Here is a 25,288-nt window from a genome sequence, read left to right on the forward strand (position 1 = left end):
CCACCGGTTGGTCGCGTCCGGTTGACTAGGACGCGACCAACCGGTTTGACCCATGATCGACCAGGAGAGTGCACCGTGGACGCTGCCCACATGGGGGCCGACCTCGAGCGGGTCCTCATCACCGAGGACGAGATCCAGGCCAAGCTCGCTGAGCTCGCGCAGGAGATCGCCAAGGAGTATGCCGGCAAGGACCTGCTGCTCGTCGGCGTCCTCAAGGGAGCGGTCATGGTGATGGCTGACCTGATGCGCGCCCTGCCGATCACCGCTCCCGTCGACTGGATGGCGGTCTCGTCCTACGGCTCGGGCACCAAGAGCTCCGGCGTCGTGCGCATCCTCAAGGACCTCGACGCCGACATCTCCGGCAAGCACGTCCTCATCGTCGAGGACATCGTCGACTCTGGCCTCACCCTCTCGTGGATCAAGGCCAACCTCGAGTCCCGCAAGCCGGCGTCCGTCGAGATCGTCACCCTGTTGCGCAAGCCCGAGGCCGCCAAGGTCGAGGTCGACGTCAAGTGGGTCGGCTTCGACATTGCCAACGAGTTCGTGGTCGGCTACGGCCTCGACTACGCCGAGCAGTACCGCGGCCTCCGCCAGGTCGGAACCCTCGCCCCGCACGTCTACAGCTGAACGCTCAGGCGTCGGACATGGCCTCGGACCTGGTCGTCCAACTCGCGCCCGGCGTGTGGCGCATCCGGTTGCTGCGCGACTACATCAACGGCTTCATCTTCCGTGACGACGACGGGCAGGTGACACTCGTCGACATGGGGCTGAAGTCCCACGGCCCCAAGGTCATCGCCGCTCTCGAGGCCATTGGCTCCGGCACCGACGACGTCACCCGGCTCCTGCTCACCCACGCCCACCCGGACCACGCCGGCGGTGCCGCCCACGTCCAACGCGCGACCGGCAAACCCTTCGGAATCCACGAGGACGATGCCGAGTTCGCCCGCAGCGGGTTCAGCCCGCCACGCGACAACTCCCTGCGGATCGGTGCCCTCGCCAACCGGCTCATGGGCGCAAAGCAGGCGTTCGAGCCGATCGAGGTCGGCGAGACCTTCGTCGACGGACAGGTCGTCCCGGTTGCGGGCGGGCTCGAGGTGGTCCACACGCCCGGGCACTCACCCGGCCACGCGGCATACCTGCACCGCGACAGCGGAGTCCTCATCACCGGAGACTCGATCTTCAACGTGCGCGGACTCACCTGGCCGGTGAAGGCCTTCTGCACCAACTTCGTCATGACGAAGCAGACCGCGGAGCGGCTCACGACGCTCGACTACTCGACTGCTGCCTTCACCCACGGGGCCGAGCTGCGCGACAACCCGCGGGCCGCGATCGGCGACTTCCTCGCCCGCAAGCGCACCTGAGCGGCAAGGCCTCGCGGAACACGCGGCATACGCCGGTCGTTGTCCCGAGCGGACGCGCCCCGTGGAGCCAGCCATCTGACGGGTAGCGTGTGCACCCAGACCTGTGCCGCTTGAGCGCGCACGGTGATTTCGCTGATCAGGAGGACGTGGGGCCATCGGTCCCATTCACATTTCATGGATGCCAAGCGCGTGTTCAAGACCCCGTTGTTCTGGGTCCTTGCCGTCATCGCCATCACCGTGGTGATGTTCTCGCTCGGGGGTGACGGAGGCTACGCGACGATCGACACCGCGAAGGCCGAGAAGCTCATCACCGACAAGAAGGTCGACAAGGCCGAGCTCACCAGTGACAACGTCCTCAAGCTCGACCTCAAGAAGGACGCGGCGTACTCCGACAAGGGCGCCAACATCGTGGACGCCGACAAGGTGCAGGCCGAGTTCGTCGACGCTCGCGCGGAGTCCCTCGTCGCGCTGGTCGCGGACAACGAGCCGCCCAACGGCTACAACGACAAGCGCGAGACCCAGAACCCCTTCTTCACCGTCCTCATCAGCATCTTCCCGATCCTGCTGCTCGTCGGACTCTTCTGGTTCATGATGAGCCAGGCCCAAGGCGGCGGCTCTCGCGTCATGCAGTTCGGCAAGTCCAAGGCCAAGCTCGCCAACAAGGACACGCCCAAGGTCACCTTCGACGACGTCGCCGGTGCCGACGAGGCGGTGCAGGAGCTCTACGAGATCAAGGAGTTCCTCTCCGACCCGGCCAAGTTCCTCGCCGTCGGAGCCAAGATCCCCAAGGGCGTCCTGCTCTACGGCCCTCCCGGAACCGGCAAGACCCTCCTCGCGCGCGCCGTCGCTGGCGAGGCCGGGGTGCCGTTCTACTCGATCTCTGGTTCGGACTTCGTCGAGATGTTCGTCGGTGTCGGTGCCTCGCGTGTGCGTGACCTCTTCGAGCAGGCCAAGGCCAATGCGCCCGCCATCGTCTTCGTCGACGAGATCGACGCTGTCGGTCGTCACCGCGGAGCCGGCATGGGCGGAGGCCACGACGAGCGCGAGCAGACGCTCAACCAGCTGCTCGTCGAGATGGACGGCTTCGACGTCAAGACCAACGTCATCCTCATCGCGGCGACCAACCGCCCCGACATCCTCGACCCCGCACTTCTTCGCCCGGGCCGCTTCGACCGTCAGATCGCCGTCGAGGCCCCCGACATGCTCGGTCGCCACCGCATTCTCGAGGTCCACTCGCAGGGCAAGCCGATGGCTCCCGGCGTCGACCTGCTCGCCGTTGCTCGACGCACGCCCGGCTTCACCGGTGCCGACCTCGCCAACGTCCTCAACGAGGCCGCGCTCCTCACGGCGCGCACGAACAAGTCGCTCATCGACGACTTCACCCTCGACGAGGCCATCGATCGCGTCATCGCCGGTCCGCAGAAGAAGACGCGGATCATGTCGGCCAAGGAACGCAAGATCACGGCCTACCACGAGGGTGGCCACGCGCTCGTCGCCTCCGCGATGAACAACACCGACCCCGTCACCAAGGTGACGATCCTGCCGCGCGGTCGGGCCCTCGGCTACACGATGGTCATGCCGCTCGACGACAAGTACTCCACGTCGCGCAACGAGATCCTCGACCAGCTCGCCTTCGCCCTCGGTGGCCGGGTCGCGGAGGAGATCATCTTCCACGACCCGACGACGGGTGCTGCCAACGACATCGAGAAGGCCACTGCGATGGCCCGCAAGATGGTCACCGAGTACGGCATGAGTGAGCGGGTCGGCGCAATCAAGCTCGGCCAGAGCCAGGGCGAGGTCTTCCTCGGTCGCGACCTGGGCCACCAGCGCGACTACTCCGAGAAGATCGCCGGCATCGTCGACGAAGAGGTGCGTGCGCTCATCGAGGCCGCCCACGACGAGGCGTGGCACGCGATCAACGACAACCGTGACGTCCTCGACCGACTCGTCCTCGATCTCCTCGACCAGGAGACCCTGAACCAGAAGGAACTCGCGGTCATCTTCGAGGACATCGTCAAGCGCCCCGTGCGTCCGACGTGGCTTTCGAGCGAGCACCGTGGCATCTCCGACCAGCCGCCGGTCCTGACTCCGTCCGAGAAGGCCGCCCTCAATGGTCACGACCCGTCGGGTGCGCCCGCCGGTGAACGCACCAATGAGGGTGACCCCGCGACGGTGGCGGCGATCGACAAGGCTGCTTCCGAAGGTGCCCACCCGGCAGCGGCTGCGGCTGAGGAGCACCCGACGACGCAGGTGATCGAGGTTCCCGAGGGCCAGCGTGTCGACCCCGACGCCCACTGACCCGGTGTCGGTCAACGAGACCGACACCCTGCCCCCACGTCCGGTCGACCACGAGCGTGCCCGGGCTGCCGTGCGCGAGCTGCTCCTGGCGATCGGGGAGGACCCCGATCGTGAGGGTCTGCGTGACACTCCCGACCGCGTCGCCCGTGCCGCAACGCAGTTGTATGCCGGTCTGTCCCAGGACCCGAGTGACGTCCTGTCCGCGCGTTTCTCGATCGACCACGAAGAGCTCATCATCGTGCGTGACATCGAGATCTTCTCGACCTGCGAGCACCACCTGCTGCCCTTCCACGGTGTCGCGCACGTCGGCTACATCCCGGCGCCCGACGGGACCGTGACCGGCCTGTCCAAGCTGGCCCGGCTCGTCGACGTCTTCGCCCGCCGTCCCCAGGTGCAGGAGCGCATCACCACCCAGGTGGCTGACGCGCTCGTGGACCACCTGGGCGTGCAGGGTGTCATCGTCGTCATCGAGGCCGAGCACCTCTGCATGTCCATGCGGGGCGTCCACAAGCCCGGCTCCCGCACCATCACGTCGGCCGTTCGCGGCCAGCTGCGCGACCCCGCCACCCGGGCAGAGGCGATGTCGCTCCTGCTCGGCGGCAAGCGGTGATCTCGCTCGTCGCCGGTCCGCGTCCCCTGGTCATGGGGGTCGTCAACGTCACCCCCGACTCGTTCAGCGACGGCGGTGAATGGTTCGAACCGGAGGCGGCGATCACCCACGGGCGCGAGCTCATCGCCGCTGGCGCCGACCTCATCGACGTCGGTGGCGAGTCCACCCGGCCAGGGGCCGAGAGGCCGCCGGTCGAGGAGGAGCTGCGCCGCGTCGTTCCCGTCGTTCGGGCCCTCGCCGCCGAGGGTGTGGTGATCTCCATCGACACGATGCGAGCGTCGGTTGCCTCGGCTGCTCTGGAGGCCGGGGCAGCGCTCGTCAACGACGTCAGCGGAGGCCTCGCCGACGGTGAGATGGCAGCGCTCGTGGCGCAGGCCGGCATACCCTTCATCGCCATGCACTGGCGCGGTCACAGCACGGACATGCAGTCACGTGCGGTCTATGACGACGTCGTCGCCGACGTGTGCTCCGAGTTGGCCGCGCGCGTGGAGGCGTTGCGGGACAGCGGAGTTCGCGCCGAGAACATCATTCTTGACCCGGGGTTCGGGTTCGCCAAGAACGCGGCCCACAACTGGTCTCTGCTTCGCCGACTCGACGCTCTCATCGCGCTCGGGCACCCGCTCCTCGTGGGCACCTCTCGCAAGGCCTTCCTCGGGCGGCTCGGTCGACCCGAAGGTGCCGAGCCCAGCCCGCCCTCGGAGCGAGACCTCACCACGGCCGTGACGTCGTTCCATGCAGCACGGCACGGTGCGTGGGCAGTGCGCGTCCATGACGTCGCCGCCACCATCCAGGCACTCGACGTGGCTGACGCGCTGCGCGACCCCCACGACGAGGAGACGTCATGAGCGATCGGATCTCCCTCAAAGGCATCTCCGCCAAGGGTTTTCACGGCGTCCTCGACTTCGAGAAGCAGGACGGTCAGACGTTTGTCGTCGACGTCGAGATGGAGGTCGACCTCGCGCCAGCCGGCACGAGTGACGACCTCGTCGACACCGTCAACTACGCGGAGGTGGCCGGGGACATCGTCGACCTGATCGCGGGGGAGTCGCTGGACCTCATCGAGGCGCTCGCCGACCAGATCGCCGCCAAGGTCCTGACCCGCCCGCTCGTCGAGGCGGTGATCGTGACCGTGCACAAGCCGCAGGCACCCGTCGGTCACCCCTTCACCGATGTCGCCGTCACCGTCGAACGGCTGCGCGAGACGCCGGTCGTCATCGCCATTGGCTCGAACCTGGGTGAGTCGGTCGACACCATCCAGAACGCCGTCGGGTCACTCTGGCTCGCCCTCGAGCTCAAGGGCGCCTCGCGCGTCTACGAAACCGCACCCGTGGGCGGACCGGATCGCCAAGCGGCATACCTCAATGCCGTTGTCGTCGGAACGACGTCCATGTCGCCGCAGCGGCTGCTGCGCACGATGCAGGACATCGAGCTCGACAACGGTCGTGTCCGCAAGGAGCGATGGGGGCCGCGGACACTCGACCTCGACCTCATCCAGTACGGCGACCCGGTCTTCGACACCGATGTGCGACTCGAGACCGAAGCGCTGACCCTGCCCCACCCGCGGGCCCATGAGCGGGGGTTCGTGCTCGTGCCGTGGGCCGACGCGGACTCCGAGGCGACGTTGCGAGTCGATGGTGAGGTGCGTCGGGTCGCCGAACTCGTGGCCGAGGTGGGCACTGCCGGCGTCACCCTCGGACCCGACGTCGACCTGCTGGAGGACGGATGGTGACCGGTCACGGCGTCCGCGCCCGGGCTGCGGTCGTCGTCGCCCTCGTCGTCGGGTTCGTGTCGTGGTTGCTGTGGCACCTCGTCACGGGCGACGGCAACCTCGTGCCGCGCCCGTCGTGGCTCGCCGCCGTGCTGCTCGCCGGCATGGCCGCGTTCGTCGTCGGCTTCGCCTGGCCCGTGCGGGCCTATCTCGCGGGCCGCTCCACGCAGCGCCTCGACCCGTTGCGCGCTGCCCGCGTGGTCGTGCTCGCCCAGGCGGCCACCCTCACCGGCGCTGCTGCCACGGGTTGGTATGCCGGTCAGCTGGCCGTCGTCGCCAGTGACCTCTCGCTCGTGGCCAACGCCGACCGCATGTGGCGGTTGGCCATCCTCGTGGGTGCGGGTGTGGTGCTGTGCCTCGCCGGACTGGTGGGCCAGCATTGGTGCCGGGTCGACCCACCCAGCGACGACTAGCTATTTGTCGACGTCGCCGACGACGAAGAACGTCGACCCGAGGATGGCCACCATGTCGGACACGAGGGTCCCGGGCAACAGCTCGGTCAGCACCTGCACGTTGTTGAACGACGCCGACCGCAGTTTGAGGCGCCATGGTGTCTTCTCGCCACGAGACACGAGGAAGTAGCCGTTGAAGCCGAGCGGGTTCTCGGTGGCGACATAGGTCTCGCCCTCGGGGACCTTGAGGACCTTGGGCAGCCGCTGGTTGACCGGACCCGAGGCCATCGACCCGAGCACCGTCAGGCAGTGCTCGACGAGGTCGAGGCTGACGTGCACCTGCTCGAGCAGCACCTCGAGCCGCGAGAGGCAGTCGCCAGCGGTGCGGATCACGACCCGCCCCGGCCCGCCCTCGCCGAACAGCTCGCCATAGGCGAGGTAGGGCTGGTCGCGGCGCAGGTCGATGTCCACGCCCGAGGCCCGCGCGATAGGACCCGAGACGCCGTAGGCCGCAACGGTCGCCGCATCGAGAACGCCCACCCCGCGCGTGCGAGCCGTGAGGATCTCGTTGCCGATGAGCATCGACTCGAGGTCGGGGAGGCGACTGCGGACGGCCTGGACGGCGGAGTCGACGCGGCCGAGCCAGCCGGCCGGCACGTCCTCCTTGAGGCCGCCGACGCGGTTGAACATGTAGTGCATGCGCCCGCCGGACGCCTCCTCCATGACCGCCTGCAGCTCCTCGCGCTCACGGAAGGCATAGAAGACCGGGGTGATGGCGCCGAGCTCGAGCGGGTAGGACCCGAGGAACATCAGGTGCGACAGGACGCGGTTGAGTTCCGCGAGCATCGTCCGCAGCCACACCGCGCGCTCGGGGACCTCCATGCCGAGCATCTCCTCGACCGCGAGGACGACGCCGAGCTCGTTGCTGAACGCGCTGAGCCAGTCGTGGCGGTTGGCGAGCACGATGATCTGCCGGTAGTCGCGCACCTCGAAGAGCTTCTCGGCCCCGCGGTGCATGTAGCCGATGATTGGCTCGGCGTGCACGATGCGCTCGCCGTCGAGGGTGAGGCGCAGGCGGAGGACGCCGTGGGTCGCCGGGTGCTGCGGGCCGATGTTGAGGACCATGTCGGCCGTCGCGAGCCCACCTGCGCCGACAGCGACGGTCTGCGTCTGCGTCGTGCGCGTCGTGGGCGTCTCAGGCATGGCCCCGAGTATGCCGCGTCATGGCCCAGTGGAACCCGCCGAGTCCGTGCGGGTCGGTGAGCGCGGCGATCGTCGAGGCCCGTCCGAGCGCTCGCACGTAGCCGAGTGGGTCCGTGCTGGCGGTCGCGTGGTCCGGTGTCGCGGCGGTGAGCCCGAGCCGGTGGAAGAGGTCGCGCTGCGTGACGACCTCGTCCGAGCCGAGCGAGTCGGTCGCGACGTGCGCGGTGAGGTCGCGCTGTCCGTCCGGGATCGCGTCGGTCAGGGTCCCTCCCTGGTATGCCGTGAGCGTGCCCTGCGCAGGCCGGTTCGCCTTCGTGTGCCCGTAGTCCACGGCGATGGTGGCGCCAGCTCGGCTGCGGGACAACAGATCTCGCCAGGCAAGGTCGCGGCTGAGGCCGATCTCGACCCGGTCGCCGGGGGCCGAGGTCAGCCACCAGGTGTCGGCCCAGGCGCGGTCGTCGTCGTGGACTGCCTCGCCCAGGGCCTCCGTGCCGGCCTCGTCGACGAGGACCTCGCGCAGGATCCCGTCGGCGTCCACCTCGGCGATCGTGCACGGGACGACGTCGAGCCACTCGTGTGCGAGGACGAGGGCGTCGAGGTCGTGCAGCTCGTCGGGCAACGCTGCGCCGCCGGGGGAGCGGAGCCAGTCGACGGATGTCGGGAGGCTGTGGGGACGCTCGACCACGTCGACGCCCACCAAGTCGAGGTCGGGCCGACTGTCGTGGAGGTGGGCCAACAGCTCGCCGCGCCCGCACGCAAGGTCGACCACGCGGCATACGCTGGCTTGGTCGGCAAGGTTCGCGACGACTTCGCCGAGCACGGCTCCCAGCCCTCCGTGCGCGGAGGTCGTGAAGTGCCCCGCGGGTCCTTCGGCGCGGCGATAGAACCCGTCGGGCCCATAGAGCGCCTCCCACCACGCGTCACGCCAGGGCCGAGAACTCACCCCCGCAACCTATGACAGGTAATCCGTTCGCATCTGGCGGGGCGCGAAGGCAGACTCGATGCACGTGAAACCCCTGACTGAGAACGAGATCCGCAGCAGCTTCGTCAACGCCTCGAAGCGGGAGGTGTCGCAGGCGAGCCTGCCCGTCCTCGACGGTCTCGACTGGGAGAGGCTGGAGTACCTCGGGTGGCGCGACAGCAAACGACCGCTGGGCTACGCCGTCGTCGTGATCGATGACGTGCCAACGGGCATCATCCTGCGTGCCGCACCACCGCCGACTGCGCTGGGAGGGCGGCGTCGGAGCGCGATCTGCGCCTGGTGCGAGGACCCGATCGAGACCAAGGACGTGAGCCTCTACGTCGCCAAGCGGGGCGGGGCTGCTGGCCGCAAGGGCGACACGATCGGCACGCTGATCTGCACGGAGTTCGTCTGCTCGAGCAACGTTCGCCGCAAGCCGACGTTCACCGAGCTCGGCTCCGACGACCCGACAGACCGCGAGCTGTTCATCGAGCGACGGATCGCCGGGCTGACGGAGCGCTCGGCCAAGTTCGTGGCGGCGATCTGACGACGCGCGCGGCCATGGGCTCGAGACGAGCACCTTTTGACCGCGCGACCACGTCTGTCTGGACGTCTCGCCAAAATCTGGTCGGGTGGCGCCTGCCGGGTCCGCTCAGGCACACAAGGCCTAGGTTTGGGGCGTGACCCATCCAGCTCGCCTCACCATCGGCGTCATCGGCGCCGGTCGCGTCGGGGCCGTCCTGGGTGCCGCGCTCGCGCGCGCAGGCCACCACGTCCATGCCGTGTATGCCGTGAGCGACGAAAGTCGTGACCGTGCGGAGGCGCTGCTTCCGGGCGTTCCGGTCAAGGACATCCATGGCGTCATCGACGGAGCCGACCTCGTCCTCCTCGCCGTCCCCGACGATGCCCTTGCCGAGCTGGTCGCGGGTCTGGCAGCCACCGACACCTGGCAGGCCGGGCAGATCGTGGTGCACACGAGTGGCCGCTACGGGACCGACATCCTGCGGCCCGCGCTGAGCGCCCACATCCTGCCGGTCGCCATCCACCCGGCGATGACCTTCACGGGGACGGCCCTCGACCTCGGACGGTTGGAGGACTGCGCCTTCGGTGTCACCGGCCCCGACGCGTTGCGGCCCATGGCCGAGGCGCTCGTGGTCGAGATGGGGGGCGAGCCGGTCTGGGTCGCAGAGAACCAGCGCGCGGCCTACCACGCGGCGCTCGCGCACGGCTCCAACCACCTCGTGACCCTCATCGCCGAGGCCATGGAGGTCCTCAGTGCGGCGGGAGTCGACGAACCGCGTGCCGTCCTCGGGCCCCTCGCCCGCGCCGCGCTCGACAACGCCCTGCGGCTAGGTGACGCAGCGCTCACCGGGCCCGTGGCCCGTGGCGATGTGAGTACCGTGGGCACGCACCTTCGCGAGCTGGAGCGGATCTCGCCCGAGATCAGGTCGACCTACGTCGCCCTGGCCCGCGCCACGGCGGTGCGTGCGCTTGAGAGCGGTCGACTCCAACCGTCGGCCGCCGAACCTCTCCTCGACACCCTCGCCGACCAGGAGCCCACCTCGTGACCGAAGCCGAAGTGACCCAGAAGCCAACTGCGACACCGGTCGTCGTCAGCACGCGGGAGGAACTTCGTGCGGCCCGCGCGGCACTGGCGAGCGCCGACGTCGCCGTGGTCATGACGATGGGCGCCCTCCACGAGGGTCATGCCCAACTGCTGCGCCAGGCCCGCAGCTCCGCCGACCACCTCATCCTGACGATCTTCCTCAACCCGCTGCAGTTCGGCCCCAAGGAAGACCTGTCGCGCTACCCCCGCACCTTCGACGAGGACCTGCAGATCGCCACGGCCGAAGGCGTCGACATCGTCTTCGCCCCCACGCCCGACGTCGTCTATCCGGACGGCGACCCCGGTGTGCGCGTCTCGGCCGGCCCGCTCGGTGATGTGCTCGAGGGCAAGTCGCGCCCCGGCCACTTCGACGGCGTCCTCACCGTCGTCGGCAAACTGCTGCACCTCACCGGCGCCACCCGGGCCTTTTTCGGTCAGAAGGACGCGCAGCAGCTCCTGCTCATCCGCCGCATGGCCCGCGACCTCGACTTCCCGGTCGACGTCGTGTCGGTGCCGACCGTCCGTGAGGCCGACGGCCTCGCCCTCAGCAGCCGCAACACCTATCTCACGGAGTCCGATCGCGAGGTCGCCCTCTGCCTTAGTCGCGCGCTGACCGCGGGAGCCGACGCCTCGGCATACGGTCCGTCCGCCATTCGCCGAGCGGCACGCGAGGTCCTCGTCGAGGAGCCGCTCGCCCTGGTCGACTACCTCGTCCTCGTCCACCCGAGCACCTTGCAGGACGTCCCCGAGTGGTACCGCGGCGAGGCCCTCCTCGCCATCGCCGCCCGGGTCGGCACGACCCGCCTCATCGACAACACCCCCATTCTCGTGGGCCCCGGGGGTGGGAGACTCGACGTCTTCTCGCAGCCCGTCACCCCGGGCATTCCCGCCCGCCCGGCCAGCTGAATCGCGCACACCGACCAGGAGCCCCACTGATGTACCGCTACATGCTGCACAGCAAGATCCACCGCGCGACGGTGACCCAGGCCGACCTGCACTACGTCGGCTCGCTGACGATCGACCTGGACCTCATGGAGGCGGCTGACCTCTTGCCCGGTCAGCAGGTTGACGTCGTCGACGTCGACAACGGCAACCGCCTCACGACCTACGCGATCGAGGGCGAGCGCGGCTCCGGCATCCTCTGCATCAACGGTGCGGCGGCCCGGCTCATCAGCCCCGGCGACACCGTCATCATCATCGCCTACGCCTCGATGTCCGACGAGGATGCGCGCAGCCACGACCCGCACGTGGTCTTCGTCGACAAGGCCAACAAGATCGTCGAGGTCGGTGACGACGGAGGCGATGTCCCCGAAGGTTATGGCCTCATGACGTCGGCCGTGACGAAGCGCTCACACGGGTGACTCCCGACGCCTCGGGGTCGAACGACGCCGGTATGCCGGGTGCTCCCGCGAGCCTTCGGCTTCCCCGCGCGCTGGCCGCACCGGCACCCGGCTGGACGACGTCTGCCGACGTCATCGTCGTCGGCTCGGGCATCGCTGGCCTGACCTGCGCCCTCCGGCTCCGGGAGCGGGTCGATCGCGTCCTCCTCGTCACCAAGACGGTGCTCGACGAGGGTTCGACAGCTTGGGCGCAGGGCGGCATCGCCGCGGCCCTTCACCCCGAGGACTCGCCCGAGGAGCACCTGGAGGACACCCTTGTCGCCGGTGTCGGGCTGTGTGACCGTGCGGCCGTCGAGGCGCTCGTCACCGAAGGCCCCAGGAGGGTTCGGCAGCTCGTCGCGCTCGGCGCCGAGTTCGACCGGGACGCCGAGGGTGAGATCAAGCTGACCCGCGAGGGCGGGCACCACCGCGACCGCATCGCGCACGCCGGCGGCGACGCCACGGGCCGCGAGATCTCGCGCGCTCTCATTGCCGCGCTCGACCGCGTCCGTGACGACCCGGGCATCGAGGTCGTCGAGCACGCCCTCGTGGTCGACCTGCTCCAGGAGGACGGTGCCGACAGCGACAGCCACCGAGTCATCGGTGTCACTCTCCACGTCATCGGTGAGGGACAGCTCGACGGTGTGGGGGCGGCATACGCCCGGGCTGTTGTCCTGGCCACCGGTGGGCTCGGCCAGATCTACACGTCCACGACGAACCCTCCGGTCGCGACTGGCGACGGCATGGCTGCGGCCCTGCGTGCTGGTGCGCGGATGACCGACCTCGAGTTCATCCAGTTCCACCCGACGGTGCTCTTCCTCGGTGAGGGTTCGACGGGGCAGCAACCGCTCATCTCCGAGGCCGTGCGCGGTGAGGGCGCGTTCCTCGTGGACGGCGCAGGCAACCGCTTCATGCAGGGCCGGCACGAACTCGCCGACCTCGCCCCCCGCGACGTCGTGGCCCGCGCCATCCTCGAGACGATGCGCGAGCAGGGCACCGACCACGTCTTCCTCGACGCACGTCACCTCGGCTCGGAGTTCCTCGAGAGGCGCTTCCCGTCGATCATGGCGTCATGTCGCTCGCTGGGTTTCGACCCGGCGACCGAACTGCTCCCCGTGGCTCCCGCGCAGCACTATGCCTCTGGTGGCATCGAGACCGACCTGCGCGGCCGCTCGTCCCTGGCAGGGCTCTATGCCTGCGGTGAGTGCTCGTGCACCGGCGTCCACGGTGCCAACCGCCTCGCGTCCAACAGCCTCCTCGAGGGCCTCGTCTTCGCCAGTCGCATCGCCTCCGACATCCCCGCACGGATCGCCGAGGGTGAGCTGCCCGAGCCACAGCCGGGGACGCCTGCGCGCGCGGGTGGGACCGAGGCAGGCCCCGGTGCGCTGCTCGACAACTCTCAGCGGCTCACCGTCCAGCGCGCCATGACTGCTGGTTCCGGTCCGGTGCGCTCGGCGGAGTCGACTGCTGCCACGGCCGCCGCGCTCGCGGAACTCGCCGCGCTGCCGCCCTCGACGGCCGAGCCGGGCCCCAAGACGTGGGAGACGACCAACCTCCTGCATCTTGGGCAGGTCCTCACCGAGCTGGCGCATCGTCGCAACGAGACCCGCGGCGGGCACGTCCGCCTGGACTTCCCCGAGCGCGACGACGCCCGTTGGCTCGTGCGCCAGAGCGTGACCGTCTCACCTGATCGCACCGTCACCGTGACCGAACGGAGTATGCCGTGAGCTCGCCCTCGTCATCCGACCTCGCCTTCCCGATCCAGGACGCCCGCCGCGTCGTCACAGGAGCGCTCGACGAGGACCTTGGCGGACCGGATGGCGTCGACGTCACGACGACCGCGACGATCCCGGCGACGCAGACGACGCGGGCTGCGGTCGTGGCCCGCGAGGACGGAGTCGTGGCCGGTGTCGACGTCATCGCGTTGACGTTGGACGAGGTGGCTGCGCGCCTCGAGGCAAACCCGGTCGTGGTGAACGTGAAGGTCGCCGACGGTGACCGCGTCGTGCGCGGCGACGTCATTGCCGAACTTTCCGGCTCGACCCGCGTGACGCTGACGGGGGAGCGGACGCTGCTCAACATCATCTGCCGCCTGTCCGGCATCGCGACGCACACCAGACGGTGGGCCGATGTCCTGGAGGGTTCTGGGGCAATGGTGCTCGACACTCGCAAGACGACGCCGGGGTTGCGGGCACTCGAGAAGTTCGCCGTCCGCGCCGGTGGAGGAACCAACAAGCGCATGGGGCTCTACGACGTCGCCATGATCAAGGACAACCACAAGCTGGCCGCTGGAAGTCTCGCGGCGGCATACGCCGCTGTTCGTCAGCAGTTCCCGGACGTTCCGGTGCAGGTCGAGGTGACCACATCGGGAGAGGCCCTCGAGTCAGTGGAGGCTGGGGCGCGATTCCTGTTGTGCGACAACATGTCCACGGACCTGCTGCGGTCGACGGTCGAGGCCGTGCGCGCGACCGGTGAGACCGTCGAGCTCGAGGCAACCGGTGGGCTGACGCTCGAGGTCGCGGCGGACTATGCCGCGACCGGTGTCGACTACCTCAGCGTCGGTGGGCTGACCCACTCGTCGCCCATCCTCGATCTCGCCCTCGACCTCGAGTCCTGACTTCGACTTCGTGCCCTTCACGGACATGCTCGCTGCCCTCGCCTGTCCGGGAAGGGCACGAAGTCGGTGTTTCAGCGGCCCTTGCGGAGGGCGGGGGTGCCGGCGGCGATCGTCGCCGGGTGCACGAAGAGCGGCAGGAGCCGGCGTGATGCGGGGGTGCGCAGTGCCTTGACCGCGGCCAGGTGGGCTTCGCAGCGCACGACGAGCTCGTCGTAGGCGGCCTGCCCCATGAGCTCGACGAGTTCGGCCCGGTTGCTGCGATAGACCGGCTCGGCGCCGACGTGGGCCTCGGGGTTGCTCGAGCAGTACCAGTCGAGGTCGTGCCCGCCCGGGCCCCACCCGCGACGGTCGTACTCCCCGATCGACACCTCGAGATAGCTCGTCTCGTCGGTCTGCTCGACGGTGCGGAACGTGCGACGGATCGGCAGCTGCCAGCACACGTCGGGCTTCTGCGTGTGCGGCGGCTTCCCGGTGAGGACGGCGTGCTGGTGCAGGGCGCACCCTGCCCCGGCGGGGAAGCCGGGTCGGTTGAGGAAGATGCAGGCGCCGTCGACGACCCTGGTCTTGCGGGCGCCGTCCTCGAGCTCGGTCCACGCCGAGACCTTCGTCGGATTCTTGCGGTCCGGGCGCAGCTGCCACTCGTCCTCGCCGAGGTCCTCGACGACGGCCGCGACGCGCTTGAGGTCGGCGTCGTCAGCGAAGTGGGCGCCGAGGGTGCAGCAGCCGTCGTCGGGGCGGTTGGCATAGATGCCCTCACAGCCCGATCCGAAGATGCACGTCCAGCGCGATGTCAGCCAGGTGAGGTCGCAGCGGAACCGCTGACCGGAGTCGCCGGGGTCGGTGAACTCCACCCAGGTTCGGGGGATGTCGAGCGGAGTCTCAGCCACCGGGTCACCCTATGCCGCGCAGGCCGACTACCGTTGCACCATGAGGCTCGGGGTCATCGATGTGGGTTCGAATACGGTGCACCTCCTCGTGGTTGATGCACACCTGGGCGCTCAGCCCCTGCCCACGAGTTCCCACAAGCGCGAGCTGCGCCTGTCCGAGCACGTCACCGACACCGGCGAGATCGACGACGCGGGTCGCGCGCAGCTTGCCGACTTCGTCGCGGAGTGCCTCACCGTCGCCGAGGACCAGGGTGTCGAGGACCTCATGGGCTTCGTCACGAGTGCCATCCGCGAGGCGCCCAACGGTGACGAAGTGCTCGCCGACGTGAAGGAACGCACCGGTGTCGTCCTCGACGTGCTGTCTGGCGAGGACGAGGCGCGCCTGACCTTCCTCGCCGCCCGGCGATGGTTCGGCTGGTCGGCCGGCACCCTGCTCGTCGCCGACATCGGTGGTGGCTCGCTCGAGATCGCCCAAGGCATGGACGAGGATCCCGACGTCGCGATCTCGTTGCCGCTGGGGGCCGGTCGCGTCACCCGCGACCACCTCGTGGGTGACCCGCCCGGAGTCGAGTCGGTGCGCGCCGCCCGCAAGCACGTGCGCGCGACGATCGCACGCGAACTCCGTCCCCTCACCAAGGCTGGCGCTGCGGACCGCGTCGTGGGGACCTCCAAGACGATGCGTTCCCTGGCGCGCATCACCGGCGCCGTTCCCAGTTCTGAGGGCATGTATGCCGCCCGCTACCTCGAGCGTGCAGCTCTCGACGCGGTCCTTCCGAAGATCGCGACCATGCCTGCGGCACAGCGTTCTTCGCTCCCCGGTGTGTCCGCGTCGCGCGCCCGCCAGCTGCTCGCCGGCGGCATCGTGGCGTCCGCGACGATGGACCTGCTCGGTGTCGATCGTCTGGAGATCTGCCCGTGGGCGCTGCGCGAGGGCATCATCTTGCGCAGACTCGACGGCATGCACTGATGGAGACCGGTGACGCGGTGGCCATCCCGGACATCCCGGTCGCCCTCTCCACGGCGTCGGTCTATCCCGAGAACTGCGCCGCCGCGTTCCAGCACGCCGCTCGTCTCGGCTACGACGGCGTCGAGGTCATGGTCTGGACCGACCCGGTGACCCAGGAGGCGGGTGCGCTCCGCGCACTCTCCGACCTGCACGGCATACCCATCGTCTCGATCCACGCACCCACCCTGCTCATCAGCCAGCGGATCTTCGGGGTCGACGCCTGGGGCAAGGTTGACCGCTCTCTGGAGCTCGCGCACGACGTCGGCGCCAGCACGGTCGTCCTCCACCCGCCGTTTCGGTGGCAGAAGGAGTATGCCCGCGACTTCACCGACGGCATCGCCATGCGCGAGAACGATTCCGGCATCACGCTCGCCGTCGAGAACATGTTCCCGTGGCGCGTTGGCGGTCGCGAGATCGAGGCCTACCTCCCGCACTGGGACCCGGTGCCTCAGCCCTACGACCACGTGACGCTCGACCTGTCGCACACTGCGACGGCTGGTTCCGACGCGCTGGCCATGGTGGAGGCGCTCGGGCCGCGCCTGGCCCATCTGCACCTGGCCGACGGACTCGGGTCCATGAGGGACGAACACCTGGTGCCGGGGCGCGGCTCGCAGCCATGCGCGGAGGTGCTGGATCTGTTGGTGCACAACGGTTTTGGGGGATCCATCGTGGTCGAGGTGTCGACTCGCCGACTCTCCATCGAGCAGCGCGAGATCGCTCTCGCCGAGTCGCTGGCCTTCTGTCGCCTCCACCTGGCTACCGCGCTCGGGGACGGGGACGGGGACGGGGACACGTCATGAGCCCGAGAGGTCGACGGCCCGGGGGAGAGGACACGCGTGCAGCGATCATCGCCGCCGCGCGCGCCGAGTTCGCCCAGCGGGGCTACGACGGCACGTCGCTGCGGGGCATTGCTCGTGAGGCCGGGGTCGACGCCAAGCTCGTGCACCACTACTTCGATGGCAAGACCGAGCTGTTCGCCGAGGTGCTCGCGTTCCCCGCGGACCCGTCCGAGCTCATCGAACGCCTCGTATCGGTGCCACGGGACGAACTGGGGGAGGGCCTCGTCCGAGTCTTCCTCTCGGTCTGGGACAACCCGGTGGGCCGACAGCGGTTCGCGGCCATGTTCGCTGCGGCGGCGGCCAACGAGGAGCACGCCCGGATGGTGCGCGAGTTCGTCGGACGCGAGATCTTCGTGCGGCTCATCGAGCGGATCAGCAATGGTGACGAGGTTGGCGAGGGCTCGTCGGTGGAGTTGCGTGCTGCACTCGGAGCCGCCCAGCTCATCGGTATGGGCGTGCTGCGCTATGTCGTGAAGATCCCCGCCCTCGCTGACGCCACGGTCGAGGAGATCGTCGCCATCCTCGGCCCAACACTGCAGCAGCACCTCATCCCCGCCAGTTCCTGATCACCGACTGCGTCTTCGTGCCCGAAACGGACACTCGTCGCGAGGCTCCTCATGTCCGTTTCGGGCACGAAGACGATCCTGCCGGACGCGAGGGGGTTGCGGTGGGCGGCCCGTGGGGTCTAAATTCATCACATGATGAAAAACGGAAGTGCGGACGCGGTCGTCGTCGAGCACCTGCGCGTGGTCCGCGGTGACCGGGAGGTCCTGCCCGACCTCAGTGTCACCGTTCCCGCCGGTCAGGTCGTGGGTCTGCTCGGCCCCAGCGGTGGCGGCAAATCCACCCTCATGCGCGCCATCGTCGGTGTGCAGCAGGTCGCTTCCGGCACCGTCACGGTGCTCGGCGAACCCGCGGGATCGGCGGACCTGCGCCATCGCGTCGGTTACGTCACGCAGTCGCCCAGCGTCTATGCCGACCTTTCCGTGCGCCACAACCTCGCCTACTTCGCCAAGGTGCTCGGTGCCCCCAGCGACGCGGTCGATCGCGCCATCGAAGCCGTCGACCTCGCCAGCCACGCCGACGCATCGGTCGGCAACCTCTCCGGCGGACAACGCTCCAGGGTCTCCCTGGCAGCCGCCCTCGTCGGCGACCCCGAGCTCCTCGTCCTCGACGAGCCGACCGTGGGCCTCGACCCGGTGCTCCGTCGCGATCTCTGGGACCTCTTCCGCCGGCTCGCCCACGACGAAGGGCGCACGCTCCTCGTCTCGAGCCACGTCATGGATGAGGCCACCCGCTGCGACCGCCTCCTGCTGCTGCGTGAAGGCCTGATCCTCAGTGACTCCACCCTCCCCGAGCTGCTGTCTCGCACCGGCGCGGCTGACGCGGAGCAGGCCTTCCTCTCCCTTGTCGACCAGGCAGCCGCCACCTCAGGAGACCGTTCATGAACCCGCGCATCACCCTCGCCACGGCCGCCCGCATCCTGCGCCAGCTCCGCGCCGATCACCGCACCATCGCGATGATGCTCGTCGTGCCATGCGTCCTCATCGGACTCCTCGCCTGGATCTTCGACGGCACGCCCGTCTTCGACCGCGTCGGGTCCGCCCTCCTCGGGGTGTTCCCGTTCGTCGTCATGTTCATCGTGACGAGCGTCGCAACGCTGCGCGAACGCACCTCGGGCACCCTCGAACGCCTGCTCACCACACCACTCGGCAAGGGCGACCTCATGCTCGGCTACGCCCTCGCCTTCGGTGTCATGGCAGTCGTGCAGGCCCTGGTGGCAACGGGATTCGCCGTCTGGGTCTGTGATCTCGACGTGGCCGGACCGACCTGGCTCCTTGTCGTCGTGGCTGTCTGTGACGCGCTTCTCGGCACGGCACTCGGCCTGCTCGTCAGCGGCTTCGCCTCGACGGAGTTCCAGGCCGTGCAGTTCATGCCGGCGCTCGTCCTCCCGCAGTTCCTGCTCTGCGGACTCCTGGTCCCGCGAGACTCGCTGCCGACCGTCCTGTCGGCGATCTCGGACTTCCTGCCCTTGTCGTATGCCGTGGACGCGATGCGCACGATCGCTGCGGTTCCCGATCCCCTCAGTGACGTGTCGAGTGACATCGGGATCATCGTCGGGGCCATCGCCCTGGCCCTCGCCCTCGGCAGTCTCACTCTGCGCCGCCGCACCCCGTGAGAGGAAAGCGCGCAGGGGAGCGGACGGCATACCCGTCTCTGGCACGTCCGCGGAGCGGATAACCTGACGCTCGTGGATGCCTCAGACCTGCTTCGCTCCAGCCTCCTGCACCTGTCCGACTCCTCGCTCGTGCGCAGCACGATCGAGAAGGCGCCGGTGAGCCGATCCGTCGTGCAGCGCTATGTGCCGGGGACCGACGTCGCCCATGCCGTCAGCGCCGCCGCCGAGTTGCGCGCGACGAACCGCATGGTGACCATCGACTACCTCGGCGAGGACACCCTCGACGCCGGGCAGGCCGCGCACACGGTCGACACCTACGTCGGACTGCTGCGCGCGCTCAAGGCCCGCGACCTGACCCAGTTCGGGGCCGCCGAGGTCAGCGTCAAGCTCAGCGCCGTCGGCCAGGCCCTGCCCCAGGACGGCGAGCAGATCGCCCTCGACAATGCCCGCCGCATCTGCGAGATCGCCAAGGACGCCGACACGACCGTCACCCTCGACATGGAGGACCACACGACGACCGACTCGACGCTGTCGATCCTCGCCGAGCTGCGCAAGGACTTCCCCAACACCGGTGCCGTCGTCCAGTCCTACCTCCACCGCACCGAGGCCGACTGTCGCGACCTCGCCACCGCGGGCAGCCGTGTCCGACTGTGCAAGGGCGCCTACAAGGAGCCGGCCTCCGTCGCCTACCAGGACGCGGAGGACGTCGACCTGTCCTACGTGCGCTGCCTCAAGGTGCTCATGGCCGGTGACGGCTACCCGATGATCGCCAGCCACGACCCACGCCTCATCGACATCGCCCGGGCGCTCGCGAGCCGCCACGGTCGCGAACCCGACTCCTACGAGTTCCAGATGCTCTATGGCATCCGCCCCGACGAGCAGACCCGCATCGCGGACCGGGGGCACCAGATGCGGGTCTACCTGCCGTTCGGCGAGGAGTGGTACGGCTACCTCATGCGCCGCATGGCCGAGCGCCCCGCCAACCTGCAGTTCTTTCTGCGCAGCCTCGTCTCCAAGGGCTGAGTTGCCGCGGAGGTCCGCACACAAGACCTCTTTCTTGCGCAGCCTCGTCTCCAAGGGCTGACACCCAGGGCCCGGTGGGCACCGGGCCAATGGACATGTAGAGGTCCTCTCGAGCCAGTCCGGCACCGACCATCGCGTGCTCAGCCTCGGTCACCACAGGTGAGCACAGCATGTCCGTTGGTTCGCTGGGAAAGGGAGCAGGCGGCATACCTCCGATGAAACGCGCGTGAAGCGGGAGGTGACGAGGGCTTAGTCTCGCGACATGGGAACGGTTGCGATCTTCGGTGCTGGTGTCATGGGCGAAACCCTGCTCTCGGGTCTGCTGCGCTCCGGCCGACCGGCTGACGAGCTCGTCATCACCGAGCGGCGCGCCGAGCGGGCCGCGGAGCTGACGGAGAAGTACGGCGTGCGCGCCGTCAGCAACGTCGAGGCGGCCGCCGGGGCGGACACTCTCGTGCTCGTCGTCAAGCCGCAGGACATGGCCGCACTGCTCGACGAGATCAGCCCCCACGTCGCCGACGGGAACCTCGTCGTCAGCCTCGCCGCCGGCATCACGACCGAGTTCATCGAGCGTCGCCTCGCCGAAGGTCGTTCTGTCGTTCGCGTCATGCCCAACACCCCGGCCCTTGTCGACGAGGGGATGGCTGCGGTGAGCGGCGGCAAGCACTGCCTTCCCGAACAGCTCGCGCACGCCATCGAGCTCCTCGCCGCGACCGGCAAGGTGACCGAGGTCCCCGAGAAGCAACTCGACGCCGTGACCGCCATCTCCGGCAGCGGACCGGCATACATCTTCTATGTCGTGGAAGCGATGATCGAGGCGGGAGTCGTCCTCGGTATGCCGCGTGCCACCGCCACCGAACTCGTCACCCAGACGCTCTACGGTGCGGCCACCATGCTGCGCGAGACCGGTCAGCACCCGACCGTGCTCCGCGAGCAGGTCACCTCGCCCGGCGGCACGACCGCTGCAGCGCTGCGCGTCCTCGACGACCACAAGGTCCGAGCGGCCTTCGTCACGGCGATGGAGGCAGCAGCGGTGCGCTCCCGGGAGCTGTCCGGTGGCTGACGCCAGGGGTTCCGCCAGCGTCGTCCCCGTCACCGAGGACAACTGGCGCACCTATCGCGACGTGCGACTCGCCGCGCTCCTGGACACCCCCCGAGCCTTCGCGAACACGTATGCCGTGAGCGCGGCCTACTCGGACGAGTCCTGGCTCGCGCGCCTCACCTCCATGAGCGTTTTCCTTGCGATGGTCGACGACCGCCCTGTCGGCACCGTCTCGATCTGGCACGGCCTCGACCAGCCCGACGACGAGATCTACCTCATCGGGATGTGGGTCTCGGCGTCCGTGCGCGGTCGCGGCGTCGGGGACCTTCTGGTCTCCACCGCCCTCGACGCCGCAGGTCAGGACGGGTACGCACGGGTTCACCTCGAAGTCGCGCAGGAGAACCTCCCCGCCCAACGCCTCTACGAACGCCACGGCTTCACCCCCACCGGCACCAGCTGGGACAACCCGCTCTACGGCGGGATCAAAGAGATTGGGTATGCCGTCAGGGTGGACCCGGGTTGCCGCCCGTCAGTGTCGTCAGAGACAGTTGAGGCATGAGCGACATCACCGTGCGCCCGCTGGGCGAAGAGGACTGGCAGCAGTACCGCGACACGCGGCTGACCGCTCTGCGGGAGTCACCCGAAGCCTTCGTGGCCGCTGTGGACGAGGAGGAAGCCTTCGACGAGGACCTGTGGCGCTTGCGGATGAAGCGCTCCGCCCGACTCCTCGCCGAACGTGAAGAGAGCCCACTCGGCATCGTCAGCGTGGGCCGCTCCAGCAACGACAACCCCAAGACCTCCGAGCTGTTCGGCCTCTGGGTCAGCCCCGAAGCCAGAGGCAGCGGGGTCGCCTCCGCCCTCGTGCGTGCTGCCGCCAAGCTTGCCCGCGAACAGGGCCAGACGCAGCTCGCCTACTGGGTCGGCAGCGACAACGGCCGTGCCGTCGCGTTCGCCAGCGGCTTCGGGTTCCGGCCCACCGCCGACCGTCGCCCCATGCGGGTCAAGAGCGAGGACGACGAGGACGAGGTCGCCATGGTGCTCGCGCTCGGCGGCGACCGCGGGTCAGTGCCCAGCGACTTCTGATCTTGGTCGCGAGCGCCGTTCTGGCGCCTTGCGATTCGTCGCGAACGGCATACCCGGCTGGTCTTCGCCTTTCACGGCTCGATTTCTGCGCCGATGGCGTCAGCGGCGCAAGGGCTGATCCGCGGCGCAGCCATGGGTGAGCCTGTGGTCACGTTGAGCGCCGGTGGTGCCGTCGGCGCGAGTGACACCACACGCAGCCAGGAGCGGGAGGGTCAGGGCTGACCCGATGAGGCTTCGACGAGTCGTCATGCTGCCCTGCATGAACGCGTGTTCAGGGGCGGGCAGCGAGTCGCTCGAGGAGCTCGGTCGGACCACTGACGATGAGCGTGTCGTGAGCCGAGACCTTCGTCGTGGGGACGGCATACGTGAAGTCTTCTCCGGGAGCCTTGACGCCCACGATCGTCACGCCGTACTTGCTGCGCAGCTTGCTCTGCTCCAACGTGAAGCCGACGGCCTCGGTCGGCGGGCGCATCTTGACGATGGCGAACCCGTCGTCGAACTCGATGTAGTCCTGGAGCTTGCCGCCGACGAGGTGCGCGACCCGACGGCCCGTGTCGGCCTCGGGGCGCACGATGTGCTGCACGCCGATGCGGTCGAGAATGCGTGCGTGTTCGGGCGACATGGCCTTGGCCCAGATGTCAGGGATGCCTTGGTCGACGAGGTTGGCCGACGCGAGGACCGACGCCTCGATCGAGGACCCCACACCGACGATGGCGATCTTGTAGCGGGAGGCCTTGGCATCGCGGATGACCTCGGAGTCGCTGGCGTCGCCGTGGATGATCGAGCTCAGCCGTCCGAGGAACTTCTCGGCGAGGAACCCGTCCTTCTCGATGGCGACGACCCGGTGCCCGAGGCGACGCAGCTCGAGAGCGGCGGCACCGCCGAACCGACCCAGACCGACCACGAGCACATCGAGATCGCTGTTCTTGGCGCCCAAGGCTTCCTCCTGCTGACGACTGACCCGATGACTGACCCGATGACTGGCCCGATGACTGACGGCGATGTCGCGTCGTCAGGTGGGCGTTCGGGTCGAGGCTAACGCTCATCGGGGGTGCGCCGGGTAGCGTGCCCGACATGGCTCATCGCACGCGCCTCGTCTGGGACGACGGGTTCACGGCTTACAACTTCGGGCCGACGCACCCGATGGGGCCCGCGCGGCTCGCGCTCACGACCAGGCTGCTCGACTCTCTGGGCGTCCTCGACCAGCTCGAGGTCATCAGTCCCGACGTGGCCACCGACGACCTCCTCGCGACGGTCCACGACCGCGACTACATCGCTGCGGTCCGTGCCGCCTCCCTCGATCCCGACGGAGCCGACCTGCGCCGTGGGCTCGGCACCGAGGACGACCCGGCCTTCGCGGGGATGCACGAGGCGAGCGCCCGCATCGTCCAGGGCACGGTCGACGTCTGTGACGCGGTGTGGAGCGGCGAGGCCGACCACGGGGTGAACTACTGCGGCGGCCTCCACCACGCGATGGCGACGAACGCTGCCGGCTTCTGCATCTACAACGACATCGCGGTCGGCATCCAGCGACTCCTCGACAACGGCGCGGAGCGGGTGGCCTACGTCGACATCGACGTCCACCACGGCGACGGTGTGGAGCGCATCTTCTGGAACGACCCGCGCGTTCTCACGGTCTCGGTCCACGAGTCGGGTCGCGCGCTCTTCCCCGGCACGGGCTGGCCGGGCGACATCGGCGGCCCGGACGCCAGGGGCACCGCTGTCAACGTGGCCCTCCCGCCCGGCACCGGCGACTCCGACTGGCTGCGTGCCATCGAGTCGGTCGTGCCGCAGGTCGTGGCCGCCTTCAAGCCCGACGTCCTCGTCTCCCAGCACGGTTGCGACAGCCACCGCCAGGACCCCCTCGCCCACTTCAGCGTCTCGGTGGATGCCCAGCGCCGCGCGCACGAGTGCCTCCACCGCCTCGCCCACGACCACGCGGGCGGCAAATGGGTGGCGCTCGGCGGCGGGGGCTACGAGCTCGTCGACGTGGTGCCCCGGTCCTGGGCGCACCTCACCGCGATCGCCGCCCATGTGCCGGTGTCGACCTCCACGGCAGTTCCTGCGGACTGGCTCGACCACGTCCGTGACGCGTTCGGTCGTGAGGGGCCGCAAACCATGGGTGACCTCGCCGAGAAGGATCTGCCTATCTGGGTCCGACCGTGGGAGATGGGGCACAACCCGGACCGCCCCGGTGACGCCGCGATCTTCGCGACGCGTCAAGCGGTGTTCCCGCTCCATGGCCTGGACCCATGGTTCGACTGACTCAAATTTCTCCCCACTGAGCCGCGTGTCGGCTGGACTTGGGAAAGATTCCACTCCAACGACTTCCCCAATGGTCACACCAGCCCCTATGGTTGCTTCTTGTACGCCCGTAGATGACCGCCGACGGGGAAGTCGGCGATGCGAGCATGCAGAAGATCGAGGTGGCGATGTCTCAGGAACGCTTTGCCGAGGTGCGGTTTCTCACCGTTGCCGAGGTGGCCTCGATCATGCGCGTGTCGAAGATGACCGTCTATCGCATGGTGCACGGAGGCGAGCTTCCGGCCGTGCGTGTCGGTCGGTCCTTCAGGGTTCCCGAGGACGAGGTGCAGAAGTACCTCCGGGAGTCCTACATGGGCACCGCGTGAGCGAGCAGCAACCAACGCTGGAGGCCGGGCCGATGAGGCCCGGCCTTCGCCGTTCTCCGGCCGGTTTCGGGGCCCGTTTGGGCGCTCAGCCCGCGCGCCGGTAGTGTTGCCCCTCGACACACGCGCGCCGGTCGGCCGCGCAGGCCGATCAGCAGCTGCTGGTCCACCGTCGTTCGAATTTCTCTCAATCAGCAAGGACTGCTCATGGGTTCAGTGATCAAGAAGCGTCGCAAGCGCATGGCCAAGAAGAAGCACCGCAAGTTGCTTCGCAAGACGCGCCACCAGCGCCGCAACAAGAAGTGACGCGTTCCTGACGCGTGTGATCGGCCCTCGCCCCTGCGGCGGGGGCCGTTCTGCATTCACGACGGGGTATGCCGGCCCACGCGGAGCGTGGGACCCGCGCT

At 68.9% G+C, this 25,288-nt stretch carries 29 protein-coding genes; 25 read left to right on the forward strand and 4 right to left on the reverse strand.

The annotated features are described in order from the left end of the window. Positions 1 to 75: 75 nt before the first annotated feature. From hpt to ACFQRE_RS11225, 7 genes are all read left to right on the forward strand, one after another. A complete protein-coding gene (gene hpt, locus ACFQRE_RS11195; protein WP_449274546.1) occupies positions 76 to 627 on the forward strand; it encodes a hypoxanthine phosphoribosyltransferase in 552 nt (183 codons plus the stop codon). Positions 628 to 644: 17 nt separating this feature from the next. Then, entirely contained in the window at positions 645 to 1,361 is a 717-nt protein-coding gene (locus tag ACFQRE_RS11200; RefSeq protein ID WP_380122241.1) for an MBL fold metallo-hydrolase, read from the forward strand. 174 nt (positions 1,362 to 1,535) lie between these two features. Next, on the forward strand, positions 1,536 to 3,659 hold the full coding sequence (gene ftsH / locus ACFQRE_RS11205; RefSeq protein WP_380122244.1) for an ATP-dependent zinc metalloprotease FtsH: 2,124 nt from the start codon (positions 1,536 to 1,538) through the stop codon (positions 3,657 to 3,659). Between the two features lie 4 nt (positions 3,660 to 3,663). After that, positions 3,664 to 4,269: a GTP cyclohydrolase I FolE gene (folE, locus tag ACFQRE_RS11210; protein WP_380124244.1), complete on the forward strand. Its 606-nt coding sequence runs from the start codon at positions 3,664 to 3,666 to the stop codon at positions 4,267 to 4,269. After that, positions 4,266 to 5,114: a dihydropteroate synthase gene (gene folP / locus ACFQRE_RS11215; RefSeq protein WP_380122246.1), complete on the forward strand. Its 849-nt coding sequence runs from the start codon at positions 4,266 to 4,268 to the stop codon at positions 5,112 to 5,114. The genes folE and folP overlap by 4 nt, the downstream gene beginning before the upstream one ends. Beyond that, a complete protein-coding gene (folK, locus tag ACFQRE_RS11220) occupies positions 5,111 to 5,998 on the forward strand; it encodes a 2-amino-4-hydroxy-6-hydroxymethyldihydropteridine diphosphokinase (protein WP_380122248.1) in 888 nt (295 codons plus the stop codon). The genes folP and folK overlap by 4 nt, the downstream gene beginning before the upstream one ends. After that, positions 5,995 to 6,450 carry a DUF3180 domain-containing protein gene (locus ACFQRE_RS11225; RefSeq protein ID WP_380122250.1) on the forward strand — a complete coding sequence of 152 codons (456 nt, stop codon included), beginning with the start codon at positions 5,995 to 5,997 and terminating at the stop codon, positions 6,448 to 6,450. The genes folK and ACFQRE_RS11225 overlap by 4 nt, the downstream gene beginning before the upstream one ends. Here ACFQRE_RS11225 and ACFQRE_RS11230 read toward each other — a convergent pair whose 3' ends face one another. Then, complete coding sequence (locus ACFQRE_RS11230) at positions 6,451 to 7,632, reverse strand: NADH-quinone oxidoreductase subunit D (protein WP_380122252.1); 1,182 nt, start codon at positions 7,630 to 7,632, stop codon at positions 6,451 to 6,453. It abuts the gene before it with no gap. Then, positions 7,625 to 8,575 (reverse strand): SAM-dependent methyltransferase, encoded by a 951-nt coding sequence (locus ACFQRE_RS11235; RefSeq protein ID WP_380122253.1) that lies wholly within the window; start codon positions 8,573 to 8,575, stop codon positions 7,625 to 7,627. The genes ACFQRE_RS11230 and ACFQRE_RS11235 overlap by 8 nt, the downstream gene beginning before the upstream one ends. 58 nt (positions 8,576 to 8,633) lie before the next feature. Between ACFQRE_RS11235 and ACFQRE_RS11240 the strand changes: the two genes are divergently transcribed. From ACFQRE_RS11240 to nadC, 6 genes are all read left to right on the forward strand, one after another. Next, positions 8,634 to 9,140 (forward strand): FBP domain-containing protein, encoded by a 507-nt coding sequence (locus ACFQRE_RS11240; protein ID WP_380122255.1) that lies wholly within the window; start codon positions 8,634 to 8,636, stop codon positions 9,138 to 9,140. A 133-nt stretch (positions 9,141 to 9,273) separates the two neighbouring features. Further along, positions 9,274 to 10,161: a Rossmann-like and DUF2520 domain-containing protein gene (locus tag ACFQRE_RS11245; RefSeq protein WP_380122257.1), complete on the forward strand. Its 888-nt coding sequence runs from the start codon at positions 9,274 to 9,276 to the stop codon at positions 10,159 to 10,161. Then, entirely contained in the window at positions 10,158 to 11,105 is a 948-nt protein-coding gene (gene panC, locus ACFQRE_RS11250; protein WP_380122259.1) for a pantoate--beta-alanine ligase, read from the forward strand. Before ACFQRE_RS11245 ends, panC begins: the two co-directional genes overlap by 4 nt. A gap of 29 nt (positions 11,106 to 11,134) precedes the next feature. Continuing rightward, positions 11,135 to 11,560 carry an aspartate 1-decarboxylase gene (panD, locus tag ACFQRE_RS11255; protein WP_380122261.1) on the forward strand — a complete coding sequence of 142 codons (426 nt, stop codon included), beginning with the start codon at positions 11,135 to 11,137 and terminating at the stop codon, positions 11,558 to 11,560. Positions 11,561 to 11,592: 32 nt separating this feature from the next. Further along, complete coding sequence (locus tag ACFQRE_RS11260) at positions 11,593 to 13,305, forward strand: L-aspartate oxidase (RefSeq protein ID WP_380124246.1); 1,713 nt, start codon at positions 11,593 to 11,595, stop codon at positions 13,303 to 13,305. Continuing rightward, on the forward strand, positions 13,302 to 14,195 hold the full coding sequence (nadC, locus tag ACFQRE_RS11265) for a carboxylating nicotinate-nucleotide diphosphorylase (protein WP_380122263.1): 894 nt from the start codon (positions 13,302 to 13,304) through the stop codon (positions 14,193 to 14,195). The genes ACFQRE_RS11260 and nadC overlap by 4 nt, the downstream gene beginning before the upstream one ends. Before the next feature lie 71 nt (positions 14,196 to 14,266). On the opposite strand, the gene ACFQRE_RS11270 is transcribed toward nadC, so the two are convergent. Continuing rightward, the gene (locus ACFQRE_RS11270) at positions 14,267 to 15,082 is read right to left on the reverse strand and encodes a hypothetical protein (protein WP_380122266.1); all 816 of its coding nucleotides are present in this window, start codon (positions 15,080 to 15,082) and stop codon (positions 14,267 to 14,269) included. A 40-nt stretch (positions 15,083 to 15,122) separates the two neighbouring features. Here ACFQRE_RS11270 and ACFQRE_RS11275 point away from each other — a divergent pair, with 40 nt between their 5' ends. The 9 genes from ACFQRE_RS11275 (at position 15,123) to ACFQRE_RS11315 (ending at position 22,254) form a co-directional block, all read left to right on the forward strand. Continuing rightward, positions 15,123 to 16,049, forward strand: a complete 927-nt coding sequence (locus ACFQRE_RS11275) for a Ppx/GppA phosphatase family protein (protein ID WP_380122268.1) — start codon at positions 15,123 to 15,125, stop codon at positions 16,047 to 16,049. Beyond that, the gene (locus tag ACFQRE_RS11280) at positions 16,049 to 16,888 is read left to right on the forward strand and encodes a sugar phosphate isomerase/epimerase family protein (protein WP_380122271.1); all 840 of its coding nucleotides are present in this window, start codon (positions 16,049 to 16,051) and stop codon (positions 16,886 to 16,888) included. Before ACFQRE_RS11275 ends, ACFQRE_RS11280 begins: the two co-directional genes overlap by 1 nt. Next, entirely contained in the window at positions 16,885 to 17,493 is a 609-nt protein-coding gene (locus ACFQRE_RS11285; RefSeq protein ID WP_380122273.1) for a TetR/AcrR family transcriptional regulator, read from the forward strand. The genes ACFQRE_RS11280 and ACFQRE_RS11285 overlap by 4 nt, the downstream gene beginning before the upstream one ends. 135 nt (positions 17,494 to 17,628) lie before the next feature. After that, complete coding sequence (locus tag ACFQRE_RS11290) at positions 17,629 to 18,375, forward strand: ABC transporter ATP-binding protein (protein WP_449274551.1); 747 nt, start codon at positions 17,629 to 17,631, stop codon at positions 18,373 to 18,375. Beyond that, complete coding sequence (locus tag ACFQRE_RS11295; RefSeq protein ID WP_380122278.1) at positions 18,372 to 19,106, forward strand: ABC transporter permease; 735 nt, start codon at positions 18,372 to 18,374, stop codon at positions 19,104 to 19,106. Before ACFQRE_RS11290 ends, ACFQRE_RS11295 begins: the two co-directional genes overlap by 4 nt. Before the next feature lie 72 nt (positions 19,107 to 19,178). Next, on the forward strand, positions 19,179 to 20,129 hold the full coding sequence (locus ACFQRE_RS11300; protein ID WP_380122280.1) for a proline dehydrogenase family protein: 951 nt from the start codon (positions 19,179 to 19,181) through the stop codon (positions 20,127 to 20,129). 262 nt (positions 20,130 to 20,391) lie between these two features. Then, positions 20,392 to 21,192, forward strand: coding sequence for a pyrroline-5-carboxylate reductase (gene proC / locus ACFQRE_RS11305; protein ID WP_380122282.1), 801 nt, complete (start codon positions 20,392 to 20,394; stop codon positions 21,190 to 21,192). Further along, on the forward strand, positions 21,185 to 21,730 hold the full coding sequence (locus ACFQRE_RS11310) for a GNAT family N-acetyltransferase (RefSeq protein WP_380122285.1): 546 nt from the start codon (positions 21,185 to 21,187) through the stop codon (positions 21,728 to 21,730). The genes proC and ACFQRE_RS11310 overlap by 8 nt, the downstream gene beginning before the upstream one ends. Then, entirely contained in the window at positions 21,727 to 22,254 is a 528-nt protein-coding gene (locus tag ACFQRE_RS11315) for a GNAT family N-acetyltransferase (protein WP_380122287.1), read from the forward strand. Before ACFQRE_RS11310 ends, ACFQRE_RS11315 begins: the two co-directional genes overlap by 4 nt. Positions 22,255 to 22,525: 271 nt before the next feature. Here the strand turns inward: ACFQRE_RS11315 and ACFQRE_RS11320 are convergent, their stop codons facing one another. Beyond that, positions 22,526 to 23,191 (reverse strand): potassium channel family protein, encoded by a 666-nt coding sequence (locus tag ACFQRE_RS11320; protein ID WP_380122290.1) that lies wholly within the window; start codon positions 23,189 to 23,191, stop codon positions 22,526 to 22,528. 137 nt (positions 23,192 to 23,328) lie between these two features. On the opposite strand from ACFQRE_RS11320, the gene ACFQRE_RS11325 reads away from it, so the two are divergent. From ACFQRE_RS11325 to ACFQRE_RS11335, 3 genes are all read left to right on the forward strand, one after another. Continuing rightward, positions 23,329 to 24,519: an acetoin utilization protein AcuC gene (locus ACFQRE_RS11325; protein ID WP_380122292.1), complete on the forward strand. Its 1,191-nt coding sequence runs from the start codon at positions 23,329 to 23,331 to the stop codon at positions 24,517 to 24,519. A 167-nt stretch (positions 24,520 to 24,686) separates the two neighbouring features. Further along, positions 24,687 to 24,884 carry a helix-turn-helix domain-containing protein gene (locus ACFQRE_RS11330; RefSeq protein ID WP_040884494.1) on the forward strand — a complete coding sequence of 66 codons (198 nt, stop codon included), beginning with the start codon at positions 24,687 to 24,689 and terminating at the stop codon, positions 24,882 to 24,884. A 204-nt stretch (positions 24,885 to 25,088) separates the two neighbouring features. Next, on the forward strand, positions 25,089 to 25,187 hold the full coding sequence (locus ACFQRE_RS11335; protein WP_003792170.1) for a 30S ribosomal protein bS22: 99 nt from the start codon (positions 25,089 to 25,091) through the stop codon (positions 25,185 to 25,187). Positions 25,188 to 25,288 lie beyond the last annotated feature (101 nt).

Origin of the sequence: Knoellia pratensis (genome assembly GCF_042666395.1) — a bacterium.
GTDB lineage: Bacteria > Actinomycetota > Actinomycetes > Actinomycetales > Dermatophilaceae > Knoellia > Knoellia pratensis.